This window comes from Polynucleobacter sp. MWH-Svant-W18, assembly GCF_018687495.1.
Taxonomy (GTDB): domain Bacteria; phylum Pseudomonadota; class Gammaproteobacteria; order Burkholderiales; family Burkholderiaceae; genus Polynucleobacter.
The window spans coordinates 878,930-898,989 of record NZ_CP061293.1 but is presented as its reverse complement, the minus strand read 5'-3'; the positions used below and the strand labels follow the sequence as shown (position 1 = coordinate 898,989).

Sequence of the window (20,060 nt, the reverse complement as noted above, 5' to 3'; positions counted from 1 at the left end):
GGGGGTTTTTAAGCCTTGATTCCCCGCTTGCTTGGGGATATATTGAAGTAATAGATAGATTGATTCGATTGTTTTGGAGACCAAATGAAAGTTCGTGACATTTTGCGTGTGAAGGGCAGCACCTTATTTACTGTTGCCCCAGAGACTGCTCTTCAAACAGCAGTATTAGTCATGAGCGAGCATGACATTGGTTCTTTGGTCGTGATGGAGTACGACAAATTAGTGGGGATTTTGACTTTCCGGGAAGTGATTGCTGCATTAGCAAAACATCAGGGAAAATTGGATGGCCTCCAGGTTCGTACTGTGATGAATCAAAACCCTTTGACCTGCAATATGGAAACCGAGATTGATGATGTCCGCCGCATGATGTTGGTCGATCATGCTCGTTATTTGCCGGTAGTTGATCACAAAATGTTGATGGGCGTGATTTCATTTTATGACGTGGCTAAATCGGTGGTTGAAGCCCAAGATTTTGAAAATACCATGCTCAAGGCCTATATTCGCGACTGGCCAGAAGATACCGAAAAGACTGCAAACTAGTCTTCAAACGGCAGTTCTGCCCCCTGTAGCGCAGACAGATGACATAATGTCGATATGTCAGGAAATACTTTAGGCCTCCTTTTTACTGTTACCACTTTTGGTGAATCTCACGGCCCCGCCATTGGGGCTGTTGTAGATGGCTGCCCTCCAGGGATGTTGCTTTCAGAAGCAGATTTGCAGATTGATCTGGATCGTCGCAAGCCAGGGACATCAAGACATGTCACTCAGCGTAGCGAAGAAGACAAGGTAGAAATTTTGTCTGGCGTTTTTGAAGGCAAGACTACGGGTGCGCCGATTGGCCTATTGATTCGCAATACTGATCAACGCAGTCAAGATTACGGCGATATCTTGCAGACCTTTCGCCCTGGACATGCTGACTACGCTTATCACTTTAAATATGGTTTTCGTGACCCACGTGGTGGTGGTCGCTCATCTGCAAGGCTAACGGCACCAGTCGTGGCTGCAGCAGCTATCGCCAAGAAGTGGTTGCGTGAACAATTCGGTACCGAGTTTTACGGCTATATGAGCCAACTCGGGGAAGTTCAGATTCCATTTGAAGATCTTGCCCAGGTTGATCAAAATCCATTCTTTGCCGCCAATGCACAGATCATTCCACAGCTAGAAAGTTATATGGATGAGTTACGCAAAGCAGGGGACTCCTGCGGTGCGCGGATAGAGGTGCGTGCTCGCAATGTTCCTATTGGCTTAGGTGAGCCCCTATTTGATAAATTAGATGCCGATATTGCCCATGCCATGATGGGTATCAACGCAGTCAAGGGTGTTGAAATTGGCTCTGGCTTTGCATCTGTTGCACAGCGAGGCAGTGAGCATGGCGATGAATTGCATCCCGATGGCTTTGCGAGCAACAATGCTGGCGGCACCTTAGGTGGTATCAGTACTGGTCAAGACTTGCGAGTTTCAATCGCCATTAAGCCCACATCCAGCATCATGAGTCCAAAACAGTCTGTTGATCTGAATGGCAATCCGATCACAGTTCAAACTAAAGGTCGTCATGATCCTTGCGTTGGTATCCGCGCGACACCGATAGCTGAAGCCATGTTGGCGCTGGTGGTGATGGATCATGCGCTGCGTCACCGTGCTCAATGCGCGGATGTTTCACTACCGGTTAAGCCGATTCCAGCAGCCCGTCCAGGTTCAACATTGGATTGATCTTCTCACTTCAATGACGGCTTCTCTGCGCTGGGCCTTCGGGTCCTTTTTCTTTTTATATTTTGCCTATGTTGGCTTAGTGTCACCATACGCCAGCTTATTTTTCCTGGATCGGGGCTTTAGCGTTATTGAGATTGCGGTATTGATGTCCATGCTGCAGATCACTCGAATCATAGGCCCTTTTTCCTGGGGTTGGCTTTCTGATTTCCTATCTAATCGGGTTGGCATCATCCGCTTTTGCGCCTGTTTGGCCTCAATTGTCTTCCTAGCAATTTATTTTCTTCACAGCTACCTCAGCTTCTTCATCTGGATGTTTGTACTGCACACTATCTTGAGCAGTCTGATGCCACTTGGTGAGTCCGCTACAGTGCATGCTCTATTTAAAGATAATTCATTTGATAAGCGCTATGGTCGTTTACGACTATGGGGATCCATTGGTTTTATCTTTATGGTGCTAGCGGCAGGCGAGTTATTTCAGCGCAAATCTATTGAACTATATCCAGTGATTGGTACGATTGTTTTGCTGGCGCTAGCTTTGGTTACCTTCTTGTTGCACGAACCCAAAATGGAACGACGGGTGATGGTGAAGGGGGAGTTTTGGGGAGTTCTTAAAAATCCAGACGTCAGGTGGTTCTTAATATCTGGCTTCTTTATGGTTTTTGCTCATGCCGCCTTATACGTTTTTTATTCTTTATACCTTGCTAACTTGGGCTACAACAAGTTTCAAATTGGTCTGTTTTGGGCATTAGGTGTATTTGCAGAAGTGATCTTCTTCTATTTCCAAAGTAAAGTATTGAGTCGTTTAGATCCAGAAGTCGTTTTGCAAGGCGCATTTGGGGTTGGCGTAGTACGCTTTATTTTGATTGCATTTCTACCAATCACCTCAGTATTGATCTTTGCACAAGTACTTCATGCGGGAACCTTTGCTGCCCACCATAGTGCTGCTACCAAATTGCTGCAGCGCTGGTTTACTGGCCCACTACAAGCTCGAGGTCAGGCTTTAATGGCAACCGTATCGTATGGCCTGGGCGGAACGATCGGCGGTTTATGTGCTGGCTGGATTTGGGACTTGTCTCAGCCGCGAGACGTGTTTGTGATGTCAGCCTTTGCTTGCGGTTTAGCGGGGATGGCGATTCAAAAACTCAAGCCCCGTCATCACCAAAAGAGTTAATTGGTTTTATTGAACTTTTGCTTTGGCACGAAGTTTTTGCATCATTTCAGTGAACTTCGCTTTTTGCCAATTTTGATCGGCCATGATCATCTGTTTTAACTGATCTTTCATATCTTCATAACTTGGCGCCTTCACGTCACGAGAATCAACAACTTTGATGACATGGTATCCAAATTGAGATTTAACGGGTTTATCCGTTGTTTGACCGTTCTTTAATTGAACCATGGCTTTTGAGAACTCCGGAACCAATGCTTTATCTGATACCCAACCAAGATCACCACCATTTTTAGCAGAGCCAGGGTCTTTTGACTTCGCTTTGGCAATGTCTTCGAAATTGGCACCGGACTTCAGTTGAATAATGATGGCTTTTGCATCTGATTCTTTCTCTACCAAGATGTGCTCAACATGGTATTCCTTGCCAACATATTGATTCTTGACAGTTTCATACGCAGCCTTGAGGTCGGCCTCAGCAACGCCTTCCTTTTCTACATAATCTTCAAATACTGCAGCTACTAGCACTCCGATACGGGCTTGTTCTAGCTGGTCACGTACAGATTCTTTTTGGATCACGCCGCGATTATTGGCCTCTTGCAAAATTAACTCGCGGGTTACCAGCATTTCCCGTGCTTGATCACGAACTTGAAGATTATCAGCTTGTCCAGATTTTTGGACCAACTTATCTAGCTGCGCTTTTGGAATCGCTTTTCCATTCACAATGGCGGCATTTTGCGCCATAACATTGGCCGAAAAGAGAGCGACGATAAGAGTGCTAATAACTGATATTTTACGTGGGCTAAACATAGTTTTGAAAGTGATTAAAGGTGGTCAGTAATGTAAAGAGATTGAGGAATCAAGCTTGATATTCTGCTGGAGTCAGGGCTGTAATAGTCAGGGCATGAATTTCTGTTGGAATATGGGAGTCTAGGGCCTGATATATAGAGCGATGCCGCGCTACTAAATTAAGGCCAGCAAACTCAGGCGCAACAATGGTGAGTTTGAAATGTCCACCACCGCTAGCAGCTCCAGCATGGCCCGCATGGAGATGACTCTCATCTTCTATATTGAGAAGCTCAACAGCAAAGGCCTGGCGAAGATCTTGCTCAAAGCGCTTTATTCGCTCCTGATTAATACTCATTGAGTAGGATGCTCCATATGTCGTGCCAACCAAACGCCCTGGATGATGACAAAAATCACAAGCAATCCTGTGCTCCCAAATAATTTAAAGTTCACCCAAGTCTCTTCAGAGTATTCAAAGGCAATGTATAAGTTGAGGGCACCCATCAAGAAAAAGAAGGCTGCCCATGCCATATTTAAGCGATGCCAAATGGAACTTGCGCTAGCGGGCTTGAGAGTAACTTGCTTGCCCATCAATACTTGGATCCAATTCTTATTAAAAAATTGGGCACTTACGAATAAAGCTCCAGCAAACAGCCAATAAAGCGCTGTTGGTTTTAACTGTATAAACGTTTTGTCATGCAGGAAGATAGTTAGACTTCCAAATACCAAAATCATGCCTAGACTGACCCACTGCATTGCATCAATCTTGCGATGACGATAGTAAACCCAGAGAATTTGACCAATGGTTGCAACCATGGCAACAATAGTTGCTGTGTAGATATCACCTAATTTAAAGGCGATGAAGAACAGAATGATGGGGAATAGGTCGAATAAAAATTTCATCTGAGCATTATCCAGCTATTTATTTTAGATATCTGATTTACTCGGATCGCTTGGCTTGGCATTGCCACTAGGCTCAAATGTCAAGGAAGCTGAGTTAATGCAATAGCGCAAACCCGTAGGCTGAGGGCCGTCATCAAACACGTGTCCGAGATGGGCATCACAATTGGCGCATCTCACTTCAGTCCGGATCATGCCATGGCTAGTATCTTTAATTTCTTTAATCGCAGATTCTTGTTCGGGCTGGTTATAGCTCGGCCATCCACATCCGGCATCAAACTTAGTATCAGAAAGAAAGAGGGGGGTTCCACAGCAAACACAGGTATAGCGGCCTTGATCCCAGTGGTCCCAATATTTTCCAGAAAAGGGGCTCTCTGTGGCAGCTTCTCTCGTTACGCGATATTCAATATCGCTTAATGTTTCTTTGTACTCTTGATTTGTTTTTTTCATAGGATTTAAGCTCAATAGATAGAATAATTTTATGATGAACAGCTGATCTCAACCGACTGCCAATCTGGTGATGGTGGTAATGCATAGGCTGCATACTGATCTTGTTCGGCGAATGGATTTTCCAGAACTTTCAATAAGCTTGCTATCTCGCTGAAATCCTTTGCTTGAGCTTTATCGATCGCTTTTTGAGCAAGGTAATTGCGCAGAATATATTTTGGATTTACTGAATCCATTCTTTTCTTACGCTCAATATCATCGCTGGACTCTGCATTGAGACGAGCAATGTAATCACTAAACCACTGATCAATTGCTTGACGGTCGATGAAATGGTCTCGCAAAATGACATCTTGTGATGTGTTACGAGCACTTACAGAAGAAAGTCCGCGAAATAGATTTGTGAAGTCCACCTTGGAGTCATGCATGGCCTGGAGGAGTCTTTCAATTAAGTCAGTATCACCTTCTTGGGTGGTCAAAAGCCCCAACTTCTCCCTAAAAAGCGCCTGCCATGTCTGTCCATATATCACTGCAAATTCGCTTAATGCCTCACTGAGTAGGGTCTGAGCCCCATCTTCTGAATGTTCTAGTGCTAGAAGGGGGATGAAGGCGCTTGCTAGACAAGCCATATTCCAATGCATGATTTGCGGTTGGCGGTGATAGGCATATCGTCCTGCTTGATCGCTATGGTTACAGATGAAGTCAATCTGAAACTGATCTAAAAAACCAAAAGGACCATAGTCAATCGTTAGGCCTAGGACGCTAATATTGTCGCTATTGAGAACACCATGACAAAAACCTACTGCCTGCCATTGAGCAACAAGCTTCGCATTGCGTGCGCAGATTTGTCTAAATAATTCTAAGTAGGAAATTTTGTGATTGCTAGCATTTTGATAATGACCTTTGATTAACTCATCAGCTAGCTCCTGAAGGCGCACAATATTATTGGTCGATGCGTAGTGCTCAAAGTGACCAATACGGATAAAGCTCGGCGCTAATCTTGCGCATACCGCTGCAGTTTCCATTGTTTCGCGACGTACCGGTAAATCAGAACCTACGACTGCGAGGGCTCTACTGGTAGGAATGCCTAGAGCATGCATTGCTTCACTACATAAAAATTCGCGGATAGATGAACGTAAGACTGCTCTACCATCACCCATACGGGAATACCGTGTTTTGCCCGCGCCTTTAAGTTGGAGCTCTTGTCCAGAAATTTCCCCCAGAAGAATTGCTCTACCATCACCAAGTTGACCTGCCCAAACGCCAAACTGGTGCCCGCTATACACGGTAGCAATGGGGTTTGGGAAACTATGGGCATCCGTTACCAGGGTATTTCCAGCTAGAAGGTCTAACCAGGCAGAGTCTTTTGGAAGATCATTTGAGCCCAGTGGGAGATCGATCAACTTTGCTGCCGAAGTAGAAAATGCAACCCAATAGGGATCGGGAATAGGGGTCGGTTGTACTGCATGAGTGGCGTCATCGCCGAGTAATGGAAAGGCCATGCTAACTATTCTAGGTGGATTTCCAAAATTTGGTACAAGCTACTAAAATAACCCTATGAATAAACAAGTGCAGATCAATCCCCAGACTCAGTTGGCTAATTTAGGCGAAGAGTTAAACGTTCCGTTCTTAAAGCTCTTAGGTGTGCGTTGTCTTAGCGCTGAAATGGGTAAGGGTGAGATTCTCTTAGCCTTAAAGCCAGAACATACCAATACTTGGGCGGTTGCCCATGGCGGCGTTTTATTGACTCTGATGGATGTAGCGATGGCAGTGGCCGCTAGATCAGGAGATCCAGCGGACCGTAGTGTTGTTACCATTGAGTTGAAGAATAATTTTATGCAGGCTGCCAACGGTGTACTGCGTGTTAAAGCAGATACCGTCAGAAGCACAGCAACCATGGCTTTCTGCGAAGCAAAGCTCTATAACGATCAAGGTGAAGTTTGCTGTATGGCAACCGGTACATTTAAGTACCTTAAACGTCTAGCCAGTCGCAATGCTGATGGTGAGCGCGTGATTAATGACGATTTACGCAGCGAACAGAACGATTAAACCTAAACTGATAAGTTTGAGCCTGGGGCTGTAGTGAGGGCGCCTGTAATCACATCATGACCCACAGTGCCAGTAGCATCAAAGCGGCGTTCAACCATTTCAAATTGACCATCCTTACGAACCCTGAGGATGGTGCTTGAACGGGTTCCGTAAGAAGCAGTTTTAATAAACGCTGGCGACAACGCTTTTTCCCATTCACGAGTAACGCCAGTATTCGGCAATTCATGATCGCTCGCATGGTGGGTATCTGCTAATAACTTTAAATATTGATCTGCATTTTTGAGTTGTCCGCTATCCATTGCTAAGGTCTGCGCAAAAGCGGCTACGCGATGATTTACCTTAGGCCACGGGGTATCTAACATGGCATTCGAAAGCCCGTAGACACCGGCTTCTAAAGGCTGATGGGGGAAGACTTTACGAGGTCGAATATTCTGACCCAGCATCATGCGATTGCTTACCCAGTGCATCTGCGCATTCTCTGGATTACTCAGATCTGCCATCAGCAGATTAAAGCCGTTGTAGTTCTGAAAGCGCTTGGCATTTTCTTGGATAAATTCCGCTGGTGCAGCTTGACCAGCGAGATACATGAGAGAGAGTTCGCCACGAGTTCGAGAATCTGGATTTTTTTCACTAGGCGCTCTAACGTTGGTTAGTGCAGCAAACTTACCGCTCTTGGTAAAGCCCAGCCAAGTTCCAGGACTACCCAAAACATCAGCGCGGTCTCTACCCGCTAATAGATGGGGGTGTTCATCCCACCAAGCAATGCCTTCTGTATCGCGCTCGTAAAATTCATCACGATTCGCTGCAACCACCAAGGGGTAGTCAGGATGAGATTTCCAGGCAAAAAGGATGAGGCACATATTGGTTTTGGAGTAAGGAGCTCTATATTTCTATTAAAGGGTAGGGCAATGCATCTATTTTTAACACAGGTCCATTCGTACTTCCTAGGTGAATTTCCCCAGTTTCGAGCGCATCTAGCTTGCACTCGATTTGGAAGTCGATTCTTCCTGGATCAAAAGGATTGTTTGCCGATAAAACCACCATACCAGCAGGCTGATCAGGCTCTTGAGCGAGAAAAAGCTCTGTCCCAGGCTCAATAGATGTAACCCCTATATCTTGGTTGATATGCGCCAATTGCAAGCGCCTTTTAATAACGCCGCGATATTGACTGCGTGCGACGATTTCTTGACCTGGGTAACAACCTTTTTTGAAATCCACTCCGGCTACGGATTCAAAATTAATCATTTGCGGCACAAACTGTTCTTGAGTAGCCAAAACAATACGTGGGATAGCGCTCATCACCTCGAGATAGTTCCATGCAGAATCATTGGCGCTAGCGTTTTGATCTAGATTCAGATTTGGCTGAGCGATCAAAACTCGTCCATAGCTTTGCTGGTCAAGCAGCACATCTGGAATCCGTAGGGTAACTTGTTCAGCCTTGTTCTGTAGTGCTGCTATTTCTATCGGGGATCCATAAAATCCAGACACATTCCAGCTGGAGGAAGCATCTACAACCGCAACCTTAGAGCGCAATACATACATCGCCAATCTTTTTGCAGTAGCAGCGGCCAAGTCTTTGGAGATGAATAAAGCGAATCGATCAACAAAATCATCGCCTGATGGGAATAGTCCGAGCCACGCGCTAGCTAATAATCTGCCTTTGGGATTGCAGTAGCCAACGAGTCTGACGGATTCGTGAGACTGGGCAATATCAGTGGGCTTGGTAGGCTTAAGCCCTAAAACTGAATTACTCAATTGGGACTGAAGAAAGCTAGCTGCATCTGCCCCCTCCACAAATATCAGCCCCCATTGAGGCAGGGTAGTTAGGGAGGAGGGCAAAGACCCTGATATTTGGGAGTTTTGGGTGGCTGTTATCATGACCCTTTTATCATAGCCTGATGAGAAGAAAAAATCAGAGGAACGGCCTTTTCTCCAGCAAAAGTCCATCTGGCTCTACTATCAAAACGTGGATCTATGCTGGCATCGCTGGATTAGCGATTCTTTATGGCGCAATCTTTTTATGGCCAGTAGTGCCGAGCACCCCCAATACTAATGATCCTGCAGTTTATAAAGTCAAAATCCAAGCACAATCGGGTCTTGCAAGTATAGCCGCACAACTTAGTGAGCAGGGCTTATCGACACCTTCAGTAATATTTCAGTTGAGTGCTAGAGCGCTTTTTATTGGCGCTAGGCTTAAACCGGGAACCTATCTCTTAGCCACAAGAGCTAGTTTAGGAAATATTCTGTTGCAGATTGCCCGTGGCGATCGGGTAAAAGAAAGTATTGCAATTATTCCAGGTATGACGATCTGGCAGTTGCGTACACTGATAGACGCTCACCCAGAATTAATACATCAGACTAAAGGGATGAGCTCAAAAGCGCTCCTACAAACCCTCAACTTAAATTACCCAAGTGACGAAGGCTTATTTCTGCCAGATACCTATATATTTGATCCTGATGAGTCTGATATCGTCATTTATCGCAGAGCCTCTCAAGCCATGCAAAAACAATTAACTACTATCTGGCCTCAGAGGGAGACAAATTCCCCCCTAAAAACACCTTATGAACTCCTTATTCTGGCCTCCATCATCGAAAAAGAAACAGGCCGATCCAGCGATAGGGCTTTGGTGTCTGCAGTGTTTACGAATCGACTTAACCGTGGAATGCTCTTGCAAACTGATCCCACTGTCATTTATGGAATTGGCCCCCAATTTAACGGAAATTTACGTAAAGCAGATCTACGTAAGGACACTGCCTACAATACGTATATGCGCAAGGGTCTACCACCAACTCCAATAGCGATGCCTAGTAAGGAATCCTTGCTAGCCGCCGCACATCCGGCTAAAAGCAATGCAATCTATTTTGTTGCTAAGGGAGATGGCAGTAGTCACTTTTCTCATAACCTCAAAGAGCATGAGGCAGCTGTAGACCAATACCAACGCAAACTCCATTCTCAATAAGCACTATGACATCAATGTATCCAGGATTTTTCATCAGTTTTGAAGGCATTGACGGTGCAGGCAAGAGCACTCATATAGAGTCCTTTCAAAAATTAATCCAAGAGCGCTATCCAAAGCGTGAGGTGGTAATGACTCGAGAGCCTGGCGGAACTCCATTGGGTGAGCAATTAAGAGCTTTGTTACTAGATGCCCCCATGAATTTAGAAACTGAAGCATTACTGATGTTTGCAGCGCGGCGCGAGCACATCGCTCAGATTATTGAGCCGGCCCTGATTGCTGGAAAGATTGTTATTTCTGATCGATTCACAGATGCTAGCTTTGCTTATCAGGGTGGAGGCCGTGGGCTGAGCCTTGAAAAGTTAAATGATCTTGAGCGCTGGGTGCAAGGGCGAGCTCTTGGCCAATTGCTTCAACCCAATTTAACGATTCTATTCGACTTGCCAGGTGAAGTTGCAGAAGCTCGTCGATCCAAAGTACGCGCACCAGATAAATTTGAAAAGATGGATTTGAATTTTTTTGAGAAAGTTCGCCAAGAGTATTTACGTCGTGCTAAAGCAGATCCTAATCGCTTTCATTTGGTTGATGCCACTCAAACTCCAGAGGTCATTTGGAGTGGCTTGCAGAATCTGGAATTGGAAATCTAAATGCTGGATTCATCCCTTTCTGGGAAAAAACAAGTGGCACCTTGGCTGCGACCATTATGGGATGGCATGGATTTTGACAATATCCCCAATGCGATCTTGCTGCATGGTCAATCCGGTATCGGTAAATTTACCTTTGCTCTAGAGTTAGCTAAAGCGCTTTTATGTGAGAGTAAAGATATTGCTGCGCGTCCTTGCATGCAATGCGAAGCTTGTCATTGGTTTAATACCGGCAATCATCCAGACTTTATCGCGCTTGTGCCCGAAACTCACCGAAAATTCTTACCTTTTGCCAACTACGAAAGTGATGAGCCACCCAAAAAGACTAAGGCTGCGCGGGAGGATTCGGATGGTGAACCTAGTGAGAAAAAAGAAAAGAAAGTGATTTCCATTGAAGAAACTCGAAGTGCTATTGAAAGCCTCTCCATTGGCTCTCATAGAGGCGGCAATAGAGTCATCCTCATTTACCCCCTTGAAATGCTGCGTGCCGATTCTGCCAATACATTATTGAAGTCCTTAGAAGAGCCGCCTGCCAATACCATTTTTATCCTATTGGCCGATCGTGTCGATCGCGTTCTGCCTACAATACGTTCCCGCTGTCGCTTATTGACTGCCCCTCGGCCTGATCGTGAAATTGGATTGTCGTGGTTGCGCTCTCAGTTAGCAGGGGTCAAGGGTTTGAAGGTGAACGATAGTGATATTGATTCGATCTACGATGAGCAGGGCGGGGCACCGTATGCTGTTTTGGAATCATTGCTTGCCAGACATCATCAAGACGATAAAGATGAGTTGAGTATTTCAATTCAGGCAACACGCTATTTACTTCAGGCAATGTCGCAAGGTGGTCGCATCAATTGGCTAGATACAGCTGAAAAAACCCATAAAGCTCAATATGCTTATTTGCTAGCTGCCATGCAACGCTGGGTCTCCGATTTGCAGTCAGTTGCACAAGGGGCTTCACCTCGTTATTACCCGAGGCATCTTTCTACCATTCAAGGCTTAGCCCAATCTACCAAGATTCCAAAATTGCATCTTTTTTGGAAATCTCTTCTGCAAGCCCGCCGGCATGAAAATCATCCACTGGCTAACCGAGTACAGCTTGAAGCGCTGCTTTCTCAATACCAACAAATCTTTGAGGCCTGATTTGGCTTAGAGCAGTCTAAAATGGGGGCTTATGTTTATCGACTCTCATTGCCATCTCGATTTCCCAGAATTCCAGTCGCGTCTCCCTGAGGTGCTCCAGAATATGGAAGACGCCCAGGTTAATAAGGCTTTGTGTGTGTCAGTGAATTTGCCTAACTTCCCCAATGTTTTAAAGCTTGCTGAAGATCATGAGCATTTATATGCATCGGTTGGTGTGCATCCGGATTACGAAGATACCCATGAACCAAGCCTCGAGTTCCTTGTTGATACGGCCTCAAAACACTCCAAAATCATTGCCATTGGAGAGACGGGTCTCGATTACTACCGAATGGGTGATCGCAGCTATGAATCAATGGAATGGCAAAGACAGCGTTTCAGAACCCATATCAAGGCCGCCATTCAGTCACAAAAGCCATTAATCATCCACACACGTTCGGCATCAGAAGACACTATTCGCATCCTAAAGGAAGAGGGGGCTGAGCAAATAGGTGGGGTTATGCACTGCTTTACTGAAAGCCTAGCTGTTGCCAAGGAGGCAATGAATTTGGGGTTTTATATCTCCTTTTCAGGAATTGTGACCTTTAAGAGTGCCAAGGATTTGCAAGAGACCTGTAAGCAGGTGCCTCTGGACCGGATGTTGATTGAAACCGATTCACCATATTTGGCGCCCATTCCTTATCGGGGCAAGATAAATGAGCCTGCCTGGGTTGCCAAGGTCGGTGAATTTATTGCGGAACTCAAGGGTGTCTCTATTGACTCCTTGGCCAAGCAGACATCTGAGAATTTTTATCAATGTTTTCAAGTAGATAAAGCATACTTATGAGAATTCAATTGAATAAATTTCTTACCGTATCTGTCTTTTTAGCCCTTAGCCAGGCTGCTTTAAGCCAAACCGCAGACCAGATAAATGACTTTGTAAAAGCTGCAAAATTCGACAATGCTTCTGAGGTTAGATCATTGCTAGCAAAAGGTGTCACTCCAAATGCCGTAGACTCTAATGGCAACCCCATGCTGCTTCTAGCCATTAAAGACAACTCCGATAAGGTTATAGATGTACTCTTAAACAATCAGAATATTGATGTGGATTTATCGAATAAGAACGGTGAAACCCCGTTAATGATTGCCTCAATCCAAGGAAACTTACCCCTAGTGAAGAGGTTGGTAGAGAAAAACCATGCTGCAATTGACCATATCGCATGGACGCCGCTTCATTACGCCAGCGCAAGAGGCCAAGTATCTGTAGCCGAATTTTTGCTATCTGAAGGTGCCATAGTTGACTCTAGAAGCCTCAATGACACCACGCCTTTAATGATGGCTGTTCAGTCTGGTAATGAGCAGATGGTTAAATTATTGCTTGATAAAGGCGCTGATATTCAATTGCGCAATTCACTTGGTTTTACTGCGATTGATATTGCCGATATTTATGAGAAGCCTTGGATCGGAGATGGGCTGAGGTCTCGTTGGATAAAGCTTTATAAGAAGCCGTATGTCAGGGATCCTAAGGCTAAACTCCCGAAGCCCTGATATGACTACTTGCGTATAATCATTATTATGTCAAACAAGATATAGAATCACTAAATTGATCAGAACAGAGATAAGCAATTGATTGAATACCTACACTCCCTTCCTAATGTATTGACAGTGTTTTATGAGATTACGAATGGTTTAACAGACTTTGGCATCCGGCTGATGAGCTTTGTTTCGGTAATGGTTGTGCTGATACATGGTCTGTTGGTCTTGTTTGTCATGGGTTGTTTGAGCGCCTTCAACAAAAAATATGGAAGTGAAAAAACCAAAAATATCGATATCCTGATTTATTTTATTGTGGTACTTCTCATATTGCTAAGCCACTTAGTAGATATATTCATCTGGACCTATGCAATAGTAAGCGTCAATGTCTTCCCAGGCGTTATCAAGACCTTTTACTTTACTGGAGAAATGTATACCAACTTAGATCACAACGACCCTATCTACAATATTGGAGAGCGTTGGAGAATTTTGCCGATTCTGATCTCTTTTTCAGGCTTATTTGCGATAGCCATTTCAGGGGCGGCACTCTATACACTACTAATGTCAACTTTTGGACAAACGGCAAAGAGCCCTAAGTCCTCTTAGTATTCCAAGTCTATTGAAATTCGGTAATTAGCCATGCTCCTTTTGGATTTATTTCGCAACGCGGACCTCCCGAGTTTTGCCACCCTATTTCATCAAATCAATATTGATATGGGCAACGGCAAGATATGGGAATTGGTTATTTTTGCCTGTGGCATGCTCGCGGTTCATGGCTTTGCTGTATTAGCTATAGCTGGTGCATATCACTTCATTAACCAATTCTTGATAAAGAAAAAGGTTGCTGGGGGAAGCTTTATTGCATATTTCATCGCCATCCTATTGGTAATTGCAAGTCACCTAAGTGAGATAGTGATGTGGACATATATCTGTGTTGGATTGAAAGTTTTTCCAACAAATCCCCAAACGTTTTACTTTGCTGGCGAAATGTATACAACCGTTGGTTATGGAGATTACAAACTATCAGAGCACTGGAGAATACTGCCGATCATCATTTCCTTTACTGGGATATTTGCTGTATCCATGTCTGGAGCGGCCTTGTACTCCATGATGGGCGCATTGTTAAATCGTCCAAGTCAAAACCCAAAATCAGGAACGGGCTTTTAAGGCTTCATTGTTTGCGGTACAGGGCTTTTTTGCTTAAAGATTAACTCCACTACCCTGCCGTTTGTATCTTGAGATTTGATTCTGCCTGGAAGCCATTCCAAATCTTTGGCTAACCAAATATCAATTTGCCGCTTATAAGGATCACTTTCACGCTGCATTAAGGCGTAATGGCGATTCACTGCATTACCTAAACTCGGTATCGCATCAGAAATAGTCTCACCATAACTTTTAAATTGCCACATTTCTAAAGTGTTGTAATCCACAACTGGAATGGCTTTAATGCTGCCGGATTCATCAATCTTGCTATCGCCATTTAACAAAGATGCAAACTGAAACATCAGGCTAAAACGATCTTGAGTACCGGGCAAAATCGTGGGTGTAAATTCAGGTTTTTCTGAAAAGAACATCTGCCCTTCCCCTTTGTCATCACGATCGAAGCGTGAGTAGCGTGGCGGCTTTGTTCCCCGTTGCGACCAATATATCGATGGTGCAATGCCATAAGCATCTACAGTGCCCCTGGATTCAAAAACAAAGGGGCCCACAAACGCGTAAGGGATATTGATATAGAGGCGATAGCTATTACCCTCAACAATCCAATCAATTTCCCCGGTTTGGATGGGTTGTCCATCAAGGTAGGCATCGTAATATAGGATTCCAGACTCTGGCAGCTTAAAAGCCGTACCAGATTGATTAACTGCGCCACCCTGCTCACCAATGAGTTTTTGATCTTCTAATTTACCCTTTGAAGATGCGTCGGCAATAAGCTTCTTTTTTGGCGCCTTAGCCATCTGAATTTTTTTGGGAGGCTCAAGCTTGAGCTCAGTTCGAATGATGAGGTCATCTGGTATATCACCCGAAGAACCAAATGGGAAAAGCGGCAGACCAAAGAACAGTAGTAGATGTCCCAGCACAGATAGCGCCAGCGCAATGAACAGAAGGCGCCAAGATTTGCTTGCTACAAACTTACCAGCGTTCGATTGCTCTAGTTGAGTTTGCCAAAAACTCAGAGATAGCCCTCAAGTAAGCGACTATTTTTTGGGAGGTTAGCCGCCAGAAAATCCATCTGGTCCGCAAGAATATTGCGCCCTTTTAGAATCATGTCTTCATATAGGCTTGGAAGGTATGGCGTGTAGAGTAAACCCATGCCTGCTTGTTCAGGGGTGCGATTACCTTTGCGTTGATTACAGGGTCTGCAAGAAATGACTAAATTCATCCAAGAATACTTACCACCACGGCTATTGGGAATGATGTGTTCAGCTTCAGCTTGAGATTCATAGATCGCATCACCGCAATAGGCGCAGAGACCACGGTCTCGTTTAAAAAGTTTGTGCTTAGTGATGACTGGAACAACATCAAAGAGATTAATTTTGGCACTGCCTTTAATCGCAATGATTGAGTGCAACTCAATGACTGATTGCAAACCACTTTCTCTAGAAATACCGCCACGCATTTTTTTGATAGGATCGCCTAGCGTCCAAATAACACTCTTGTCGGCGTAATGTTTTGTTGCTTCTTCAGCATTCACCCAACCCTGGGGAATCCCACCAGCGTCTAATTTCAAGATGCTCAGCACAAACTCTCCTTTCTAGACCTAGGCAAAGCCATCGATCGTTTGACTAATATTACAGAAGAAGTTTGTGTCAATCAATCATCTAAGCAGCGATAAAGTCCAATACCTTGGGAAGATGGTCTGGGTAGTCTGCGATTCCATGATCACTGCCTTCCAAGACCAATTGATAGGCACCTGGATAAAACTCGGCCATTTCTTTCCAGTCCAACAGTTCATCGCCTTTTGCGGCAATCAAGAAGTAGCGACTGGGATCAGAAATCCGTTCAATTTGTAGGGCTTTTAACTCTTCTATATATTCTGGCCTGAAATCGAAAGGCTCATCACTATCGTAAGCGGTCATCAAGCCAACATGTGGTGCAAGTTCACGGGCAGCACGAACCGCAGGGTTGAGTACTACTGCTTTACACCCGTATTTTTCAGCCAGAAAGTTTGCATAAAAACCACCCAAGGATGAGCCAATAACCACAACTCTATCTGCATGAGAAGCATCAATATGTTGCATAACCATATCCATACTTGCTTTGGGTGAAGCAAGTAATTGTGGGCAATACCATTCAATTGGATTTTCAGGACTCGACAAAGCTTTAATAGCCTCGCCTGTCATTACCGCTTTACTCGATCTCGGTGAAGATCTAAAACCATGTAAATAGACTAGTAAGCTTGCAGTCATAATCCCTTAAGCCTTTTGACCAATTTCAAAATTAGCCAGTTTTTCCAAAGCCTTGACCATGGCGGAGTGATCCCAGGCTTTTCCTCCGTGTGCCGAGCACGAATTAAATAGCTCTTGAGCGGTAGCAGTATTGGGTAATGACACCCCTAATGCTCGAGCACTGTTAAGTGCAAGATTTAAATCTTTTTGATGCAGCTCAATCCGAAAACCAGGATCAAAGGTGCGCTTGACCATTCTCTCGCCATGCACTTCCAAAATCTTAGAGCTGGCAAATCCGCCCATTAAAGCTTGACGTACCTTAGCAGGATCGGCTCCTGCCTTTGCGGCAAATAAGAGCGCTTCAGCCACCGCTTCGATATTGAGTGCTACGATGATTTGGTTGGCAACTTTAGCTGTTTGACCATCTCCATTTCCGCCTACCAGGTTGATATTCTTGCCCATCAACTCAAAAATAGGCTTGACTCGCTCAAATACAGAGTCATCGCCACCCACCATAATCGAGAGTGTGGCGTTTTTAGCGCCAACTTCACCGCCGGATACTGGGGCATCTAAATAATCGCAAGCAAGAGCATTGATTTTCTTAGCAAATTCTTTCGTTGCTATTGGAGAAATTGAGCTCATATCGACCACAATTTTTCCCTTTGAAAGACCAGATGCTATACCCCGCTCTCCGAATAATACTTTTTCAACATCAGGAGTATCTGGAACCATCGTGAAAATGATGTCCGCTTTTTCAGCTACTTCTTGAGGGCTACCGCATTGAATAGCAGATGAGTTAGCAAGGTCAGCAGGCACTTTGCTACGAGTATGAATAAATACTTCGTGACCTGCCTTCACCAGATGGCCAGCCATCGGTGCCCCCATGATGCCAAGTCCAACAAACCCGAGTTTTAATGTTGCAGTCATTTTGTCTCCATGTCTTTATATGAATTTTTATGATTGATATTCTTCAAGCCAGCCCAGCCCAACCTCAGTAGCACTTGCTGGCTTGTATTCACAGCCAATCCAGCCCTGATAGCCAATTTTGTCTAACAGTTGAAATATATAGGGATAGTGAATTTCACCAGTGCCTGGCTCATGACGCCCTGGATTATCAGCCAGTTGAATATGAGCGATTCGATTGAGATATTTTTGAATGGTATTGGCAAGCTCGCCTTCCATGCGTTGCGCATGGTAAATATCGTATTGAACAAATGCATTCTCTGCACCGACTTCATCTAAAACATCAATTGCCTGCTGAGTTTTGGATAAGAAGAACCCGGGAATATCAAAGTTATTGATGGGCTCGATGAGTAATTTGAGATGTTCTTTATGCAACTCAGTAGCTGCGTACTTGAGGTTATCCACAAAAGTTTGATGTAGTAAATGATCATCAATGCCTGCTGGGATTTTTCCAGCCAAGCAATTCAGTTGAGGAACGTTTAAAACTTTGGCATATTCAATTGCCTTACTTACACCCGCCCGAAACTCTTCCACACGATCTGGAAGGCAAGCAATGCCCCGCTCGCCAGCATCCCAATCACCTGCAGGTAGGTTATGAAGAACTAGACTTAGTTGGAATCGCTCTAATTTTTCCTTGATTTCTATGGGTGAAAACGCATAGGGGAACAAAAATTCCACAGCCTTGAATCCAGCCCTAGAGGCCCGTTCAAAACGATCTAAAAACGGTACTTCATTAAAAAGCATGGTCAGATTGGCTGCAAATTTAGGCATTTATTACTCTTATTGGGTTTTGAATTTAAGTGGTGATCTTAACAAAGATGGGGAGATGCGTCCTTGGCGCCAAACGCCCCCTTTTGGGATGAAAATTAATAAAAGTGAGCTAATATCACAGATAGGATTGATGATTAATTAAGGAAAATAATGAATATCAAATTAACCCCCGTTTCCATGGTTTTGGCAGCTGTATTAGCCGCTCCATTATTGGCTTTTGCCCAAACTACCCCAGCCGATTCTGCATCACAAAAACCGATGGTGATTGATGCCGCTGCTGTAGAAAACCGCTATCAGCTTTATGAAGGCGAAGTGGTTAAGATTGACAAGAAAACCAGAACCCTAACCTTTAAAAACAAAGAAGGTACTTCTAAGTTTGTTGCTGGACCTGAAATTACGAATTTTGATCAAATCAAAAAAGGTGATCGTGTGAATGTCACCTATGAATTGGCTGTAGCGATCGAGCTAATCAAAACCAAAAGTGATGGCATTCGCAGCAAAGTTGAGACCAGCACAGTAACTCAATCAAAAGCCAATGAAATGCCATCTGAAAAGATTGCTAATAAGACAACTATCATTGCCGACATTATTTCTGTGGATCGTGAAAAGAAGCTGGTTTCAGTGAAGGGACCAAGCGGCAAAGTAACCACAGTGACTGTTAAGAATCCTGAGCTGTTAAAAGACGTTAACGTTGGTGAGCAGGTAAAAGTCATCTACTATGACGCAATGGCGGCATCCATCACAACACCCAAGAAATAATGATTGGTGAATGCAATTTCAGTTTTTTAGTATTCGCTTAGCATTTCTCATAGCTCTTTGCACCCTACTCCTGGCTTGTGCTAACACCACAAGATCGGGGGCGGTAGGTGTCAATCGATCACAGTTCATGCTGGTTTCCTCTGCCGAGGTAGACCGCATATCGGCCTCAAGCTTTAACGAACAAAACCAAAAGGCGCGAGAAAAGAATATTCTCATTACAACTGGGCCCACGTATGATCGCTTGAAATATATTTCTAATCGCTTGATTATTCAAACGGAAATATTTCGCGATGACACTCGCCAATGGAATTGGCAGCTTAGCTTGATTAATGCTCCGGTACTAAATGCGACTTGTGCTCCAGGTGGAAAGATCACTTTTTATACTGGTTTGATTGAACAGCTCAATTTAACTGATGATGAGATTGCTGCCATCATGGGACATGAGATTGCCCATGCCTTGCGTGAACACGGCAGAGAAAGAATTTCGCAAGCAGTAGCTCAAAATGTAGCCCTTAATGTTGTCTCAGCCACCGGTTATGGGGCTATAGCGGGTGCGGCTAATCAAGTTGCCCAATACGCACTAGTGCTACCCAACTCCAGACAAAATGAATCTGAAGCAGATGCTATCGGTCTTGAACTGGCAGCAAGAGCAGGATACAACCCCGAGGCAGCCATTAGTGTTTGGAAGAAAATGCTCAAAGCCACAGAAGGAAAGAATCCCCCAGAGTTTCTGTCGACCCATCCCTCCGGTGAAACGAGAATTGAACAGTTAACAGAACTCATGCCGGCTGTGATGCCGCTTTATAAACAAGCACCTAAACCTCACTACAAATAAGACAGATCCATGAAATAAAAAAGCCCCTTCAATAAGGGGCTT

General features: G+C 44.5%; 25 protein-coding genes. 13 read left to right on the top strand and 12 right to left on the bottom strand.

Annotation, left to right across the window (positions count from 1 at the left end; translation table 11 throughout):
* Positions 1-84: 84 nt before the first annotated feature.
* Genes C2757_RS04695 through C2757_RS04685 form a run of 3 tightly spaced genes read left to right on the top strand, consistent with a single transcriptional unit; the run spans position 85 to position 2,881 of the window.
* The gene (locus C2757_RS04695; protein WP_215373108.1) at positions 85-540 is read left to right on the top strand and encodes a CBS domain-containing protein; all 456 of its coding nucleotides are present in this window, start codon (positions 85-87) and stop codon (positions 538-540) included.
* 54 nt (positions 541-594) lie between these two features.
* On the top strand, positions 595-1,710 hold the full coding sequence (aroC, locus tag C2757_RS04690; RefSeq protein ID WP_215373105.1) for a chorismate synthase: 1,116 nt from the start codon (positions 595-597) through the stop codon (positions 1,708-1,710).
* Entirely contained in the window at positions 1,622-2,881 is a 1,260-nt protein-coding gene (locus C2757_RS04685) for an MFS transporter (RefSeq protein WP_251366708.1), read from the top strand. Before aroC ends, C2757_RS04685 begins: the two co-directional genes overlap by 89 nt.
* A gap of 6 nt (positions 2,882-2,887) precedes the next feature.
* On the opposite strand, the gene C2757_RS04680 is transcribed toward C2757_RS04685, so the two are convergent.
* The 5 genes from C2757_RS04680 to C2757_RS04660 form a co-directional block, all read right to left on the bottom strand.
* Positions 2,888-3,616 (bottom strand): peptidylprolyl isomerase, encoded by a 729-nt coding sequence (locus C2757_RS04680; protein ID WP_251366707.1) that lies wholly within the window; start codon positions 3,614-3,616, stop codon positions 2,888-2,890.
* A 115-nt stretch (positions 3,617-3,731) separates the two neighbouring features.
* Entirely contained in the window at positions 3,732-4,016 is a 285-nt protein-coding gene (locus C2757_RS04675; protein ID WP_215373100.1) for a BolA family transcriptional regulator, read from the bottom strand.
* Positions 4,013-4,561, bottom strand: a complete 549-nt coding sequence (locus C2757_RS04670; protein ID WP_215373097.1) for a septation protein A — start codon at positions 4,559-4,561, stop codon at positions 4,013-4,015. The genes C2757_RS04675 and C2757_RS04670 overlap by 4 nt, the downstream gene beginning before the upstream one ends.
* A 24-nt stretch (positions 4,562-4,585) precedes the next feature.
* Entirely contained in the window at positions 4,586-5,008 is a 423-nt protein-coding gene (gene msrB, locus C2757_RS04665; protein ID WP_215373095.1) for a peptide-methionine (R)-S-oxide reductase MsrB, read from the bottom strand.
* 29 nt (positions 5,009-5,037) lie between these two features.
* On the bottom strand, positions 5,038-6,504 hold the full coding sequence (locus C2757_RS04660) for a YdiU family protein (RefSeq protein ID WP_215373092.1): 1,467 nt from the start codon (positions 6,502-6,504) through the stop codon (positions 5,038-5,040).
* Between the two features lie 55 nt (positions 6,505-6,559).
* On the opposite strand from C2757_RS04660, the gene C2757_RS04655 reads away from it, so the two are divergent.
* Positions 6,560-7,051 carry a PaaI family thioesterase gene (locus C2757_RS04655; protein WP_215373090.1) on the top strand — a complete coding sequence of 164 codons (492 nt, stop codon included), beginning with the start codon at positions 6,560-6,562 and terminating at the stop codon, positions 7,049-7,051.
* Positions 7,052-7,053: 2 nt separating this feature from the next.
* Here C2757_RS04655 and C2757_RS04650 read toward each other — a convergent pair whose 3' ends face one another.
* Both C2757_RS04650 and C2757_RS04645 read right to left on the bottom strand, forming a co-directional pair.
* Entirely contained in the window at positions 7,054-7,911 is an 858-nt protein-coding gene (locus C2757_RS04650; RefSeq protein WP_215373087.1) for an NRDE family protein, read from the bottom strand.
* A 22-nt stretch (positions 7,912-7,933) separates the two neighbouring features.
* A complete protein-coding gene (locus C2757_RS04645) occupies positions 7,934-8,806 on the bottom strand; it encodes a folate-binding protein YgfZ (RefSeq protein WP_251366706.1) in 873 nt (290 codons plus the stop codon).
* A 143-nt stretch (positions 8,807-8,949) separates the two neighbouring features.
* On the opposite strand from C2757_RS04645, the gene mltG reads away from it, so the two are divergent.
* The 7 genes from mltG (at position 8,950) to C2757_RS04610 (ending at position 14,471) form a co-directional block, all read left to right on the top strand.
* Positions 8,950-10,011, top strand: coding sequence for an endolytic transglycosylase MltG (mltG, locus tag C2757_RS04640; RefSeq protein ID WP_215373081.1), 1,062 nt, complete (start codon positions 8,950-8,952; stop codon positions 10,009-10,011).
* A 5-nt stretch (positions 10,012-10,016) separates the two neighbouring features.
* Positions 10,017-10,655 (top strand): dTMP kinase, encoded by a 639-nt coding sequence (tmk, locus tag C2757_RS04635; protein ID WP_371817010.1) that lies wholly within the window; start codon positions 10,017-10,019, stop codon positions 10,653-10,655.
* Positions 10,656-11,795: a DNA polymerase III subunit delta' C-terminal domain-containing protein gene (locus C2757_RS04630; RefSeq protein WP_215373078.1), complete on the top strand. Its 1,140-nt coding sequence runs from the start codon at positions 10,656-10,658 to the stop codon at positions 11,793-11,795. It begins immediately after the preceding gene.
* Between the two features lie 31 nt (positions 11,796-11,826).
* On the top strand, positions 11,827-12,618 hold the full coding sequence (locus C2757_RS04625; RefSeq protein WP_215373075.1) for a TatD family hydrolase: 792 nt from the start codon (positions 11,827-11,829) through the stop codon (positions 12,616-12,618).
* 8 nt (positions 12,619-12,626) lie between these two features.
* A complete protein-coding gene (locus C2757_RS04620) occupies positions 12,627-13,319 on the top strand; it encodes an ankyrin repeat domain-containing protein (RefSeq protein ID WP_251366705.1) in 693 nt (230 codons plus the stop codon).
* Positions 13,320-13,397: 78 nt separating this feature from the next.
* A complete protein-coding gene (locus tag C2757_RS04615) occupies positions 13,398-13,910 on the top strand; it encodes a hypothetical protein (protein WP_215376681.1) in 513 nt (170 codons plus the stop codon).
* Between the two features lie 33 nt (positions 13,911-13,943).
* Positions 13,944-14,471 (top strand): ion channel, encoded by a 528-nt coding sequence (locus C2757_RS04610; protein WP_215376678.1) that lies wholly within the window; start codon positions 13,944-13,946, stop codon positions 14,469-14,471.
* Here the strand turns inward: C2757_RS04610 and C2757_RS04605 are convergent.
* The 5 genes from C2757_RS04605 to hyi form a co-directional block, all read right to left on the bottom strand.
* Positions 14,468-15,382, bottom strand: coding sequence for a DUF3108 domain-containing protein (locus C2757_RS04605; protein ID WP_251366801.1), 915 nt, complete (start codon positions 15,380-15,382; stop codon positions 14,468-14,470). The genes C2757_RS04610 and C2757_RS04605 overlap by 4 nt on opposite strands.
* A 92-nt stretch (positions 15,383-15,474) precedes the next feature.
* The gene (locus C2757_RS04600) at positions 15,475-16,044 is read right to left on the bottom strand and encodes an HNH endonuclease (protein ID WP_215376675.1); all 570 of its coding nucleotides are present in this window, start codon (positions 16,042-16,044) and stop codon (positions 15,475-15,477) included.
* A 79-nt stretch (positions 16,045-16,123) separates the two neighbouring features.
* Positions 16,124-16,711, bottom strand: a complete 588-nt coding sequence (locus tag C2757_RS04595; RefSeq protein WP_215376672.1) for a YqiA/YcfP family alpha/beta fold hydrolase — start codon at positions 16,709-16,711, stop codon at positions 16,124-16,126.
* 6 nt (positions 16,712-16,717) lie between these two features.
* Positions 16,718-17,617, bottom strand: coding sequence for a 2-hydroxy-3-oxopropionate reductase (gene glxR / locus C2757_RS04590; protein WP_215376669.1), 900 nt, complete (start codon positions 17,615-17,617; stop codon positions 16,718-16,720).
* A 27-nt stretch (positions 17,618-17,644) separates the two neighbouring features.
* Complete coding sequence (gene hyi, locus C2757_RS04585) at positions 17,645-18,424, bottom strand: hydroxypyruvate isomerase (protein ID WP_215376665.1); 780 nt, start codon at positions 18,422-18,424, stop codon at positions 17,645-17,647.
* A gap of 150 nt (positions 18,425-18,574) precedes the next feature.
* Here hyi and C2757_RS04580 point away from each other — a divergent pair, with 150 nt between their 5' ends.
* Together C2757_RS04580 and C2757_RS04575 are read left to right on the top strand one after the other, a co-directional pair.
* On the top strand, positions 18,575-19,183 hold the full coding sequence (locus tag C2757_RS04580) for a hypothetical protein (RefSeq protein ID WP_215376663.1): 609 nt from the start codon (positions 18,575-18,577) through the stop codon (positions 19,181-19,183).
* Positions 19,184-19,310: 127 nt separating this feature from the next.
* The gene (locus C2757_RS04575; protein WP_215376660.1) at positions 19,311-20,018 is read left to right on the top strand and encodes a M48 family metallopeptidase; all 708 of its coding nucleotides are present in this window, start codon (positions 19,311-19,313) and stop codon (positions 20,016-20,018) included.
* The last annotated feature ends 42 nt before the right edge of the window (positions 20,019-20,060 follow it).

What these genes read in the sequence shown, in the direction of transcription:
- glxR (WP_215376669.1), bottom strand. Translation starts at nt 17,617, where the DNA reads ATGACTGCAACATTAAAACTCGGGTTTGTTGGACTTGGCATCATGGGG.
- C2757_RS04675 (WP_215373100.1), bottom strand. Translation starts at nt 4,016, where the DNA reads ATGAGTATTAATCAGGAGCGAATAAAGCGCTTTGAGCAAGATCTTCGC.
- C2757_RS04695 (WP_215373108.1), top strand. Translation starts at nt 85, where the DNA reads ATGAAAGTTCGTGACATTTTGCGTGTGAAGGGCAGCACCTTATTTACT.
- C2757_RS04580 (WP_215376663.1), top strand. Translation starts at nt 18,575, where the DNA reads ATGAATATCAAATTAACCCCCGTTTCCATGGTTTTGGCAGCTGTATTA.
- C2757_RS04575 (WP_215376660.1), top strand. Translation starts at nt 19,311, where the DNA reads ATGCTGGTTTCCTCTGCCGAGGTAGACCGCATATCGGCCTCAAGCTTT.
- C2757_RS04655 (WP_215373090.1), top strand. Translation starts at nt 6,560, where the DNA reads ATGAATAAACAAGTGCAGATCAATCCCCAGACTCAGTTGGCTAATTTA.
- C2757_RS04630 (WP_215373078.1), top strand. Translation starts at nt 10,656, where the DNA reads ATGCTGGATTCATCCCTTTCTGGGAAAAAACAAGTGGCACCTTGGCTG.
- C2757_RS04680 (WP_251366707.1), bottom strand. Translation starts at nt 3,616, where the DNA reads ATGGCGCAAAATGCCGCCATTGTGAATGGAAAAGCGATTCCAAAAGCG.
- C2757_RS04650 (WP_215373087.1), bottom strand. Translation starts at nt 7,911, where the DNA reads ATGTGCCTCATCCTTTTTGCCTGGAAATCTCATCCTGACTACCCCTTG.
- C2757_RS04660 (WP_215373092.1), bottom strand. Translation starts at nt 6,504, where the DNA reads ATGGCCTTTCCATTACTCGGCGATGACGCCACTCATGCAGTACAACCG.
- hyi (WP_215376665.1), bottom strand. Translation starts at nt 18,424, where the DNA reads ATGCCTAAATTTGCAGCCAATCTGACCATGCTTTTTAATGAAGTACCG.
- C2757_RS04685 (WP_251366708.1), top strand. Translation starts at nt 1,622, where the DNA reads ATGCGCTGCGTCACCGTGCTCAATGCGCGGATGTTTCACTACCGGTTA.
- msrB (WP_215373095.1), bottom strand. Translation starts at nt 5,008, where the DNA reads ATGAAAAAAACAAATCAAGAGTACAAAGAAACATTAAGCGATATTGAA.
- C2757_RS04610 (WP_215376678.1), top strand. Translation starts at nt 13,944, where the DNA reads ATGCTCCTTTTGGATTTATTTCGCAACGCGGACCTCCCGAGTTTTGCC.
- aroC (WP_215373105.1), top strand. Translation starts at nt 595, where the DNA reads ATGTCAGGAAATACTTTAGGCCTCCTTTTTACTGTTACCACTTTTGGT.
- C2757_RS04670 (WP_215373097.1), bottom strand. Translation starts at nt 4,561, where the DNA reads ATGAAATTTTTATTCGACCTATTCCCCATCATTCTGTTCTTCATCGCC.
- tmk (WP_371817010.1), top strand. Translation starts at nt 10,017, where the DNA reads ATGACATCAATGTATCCAGGATTTTTCATCAGTTTTGAAGGCATTGAC.
- C2757_RS04595 (WP_215376672.1), bottom strand. Translation starts at nt 16,711, where the DNA reads ATGACTGCAAGCTTACTAGTCTATTTACATGGTTTTAGATCTTCACCG.
- mltG (WP_215373081.1), top strand. Translation starts at nt 8,950, where the DNA reads ATGAGAAGAAAAAATCAGAGGAACGGCCTTTTCTCCAGCAAAAGTCCA.
- C2757_RS04625 (WP_215373075.1), top strand. Translation starts at nt 11,827, where the DNA reads ATGTTTATCGACTCTCATTGCCATCTCGATTTCCCAGAATTCCAGTCG.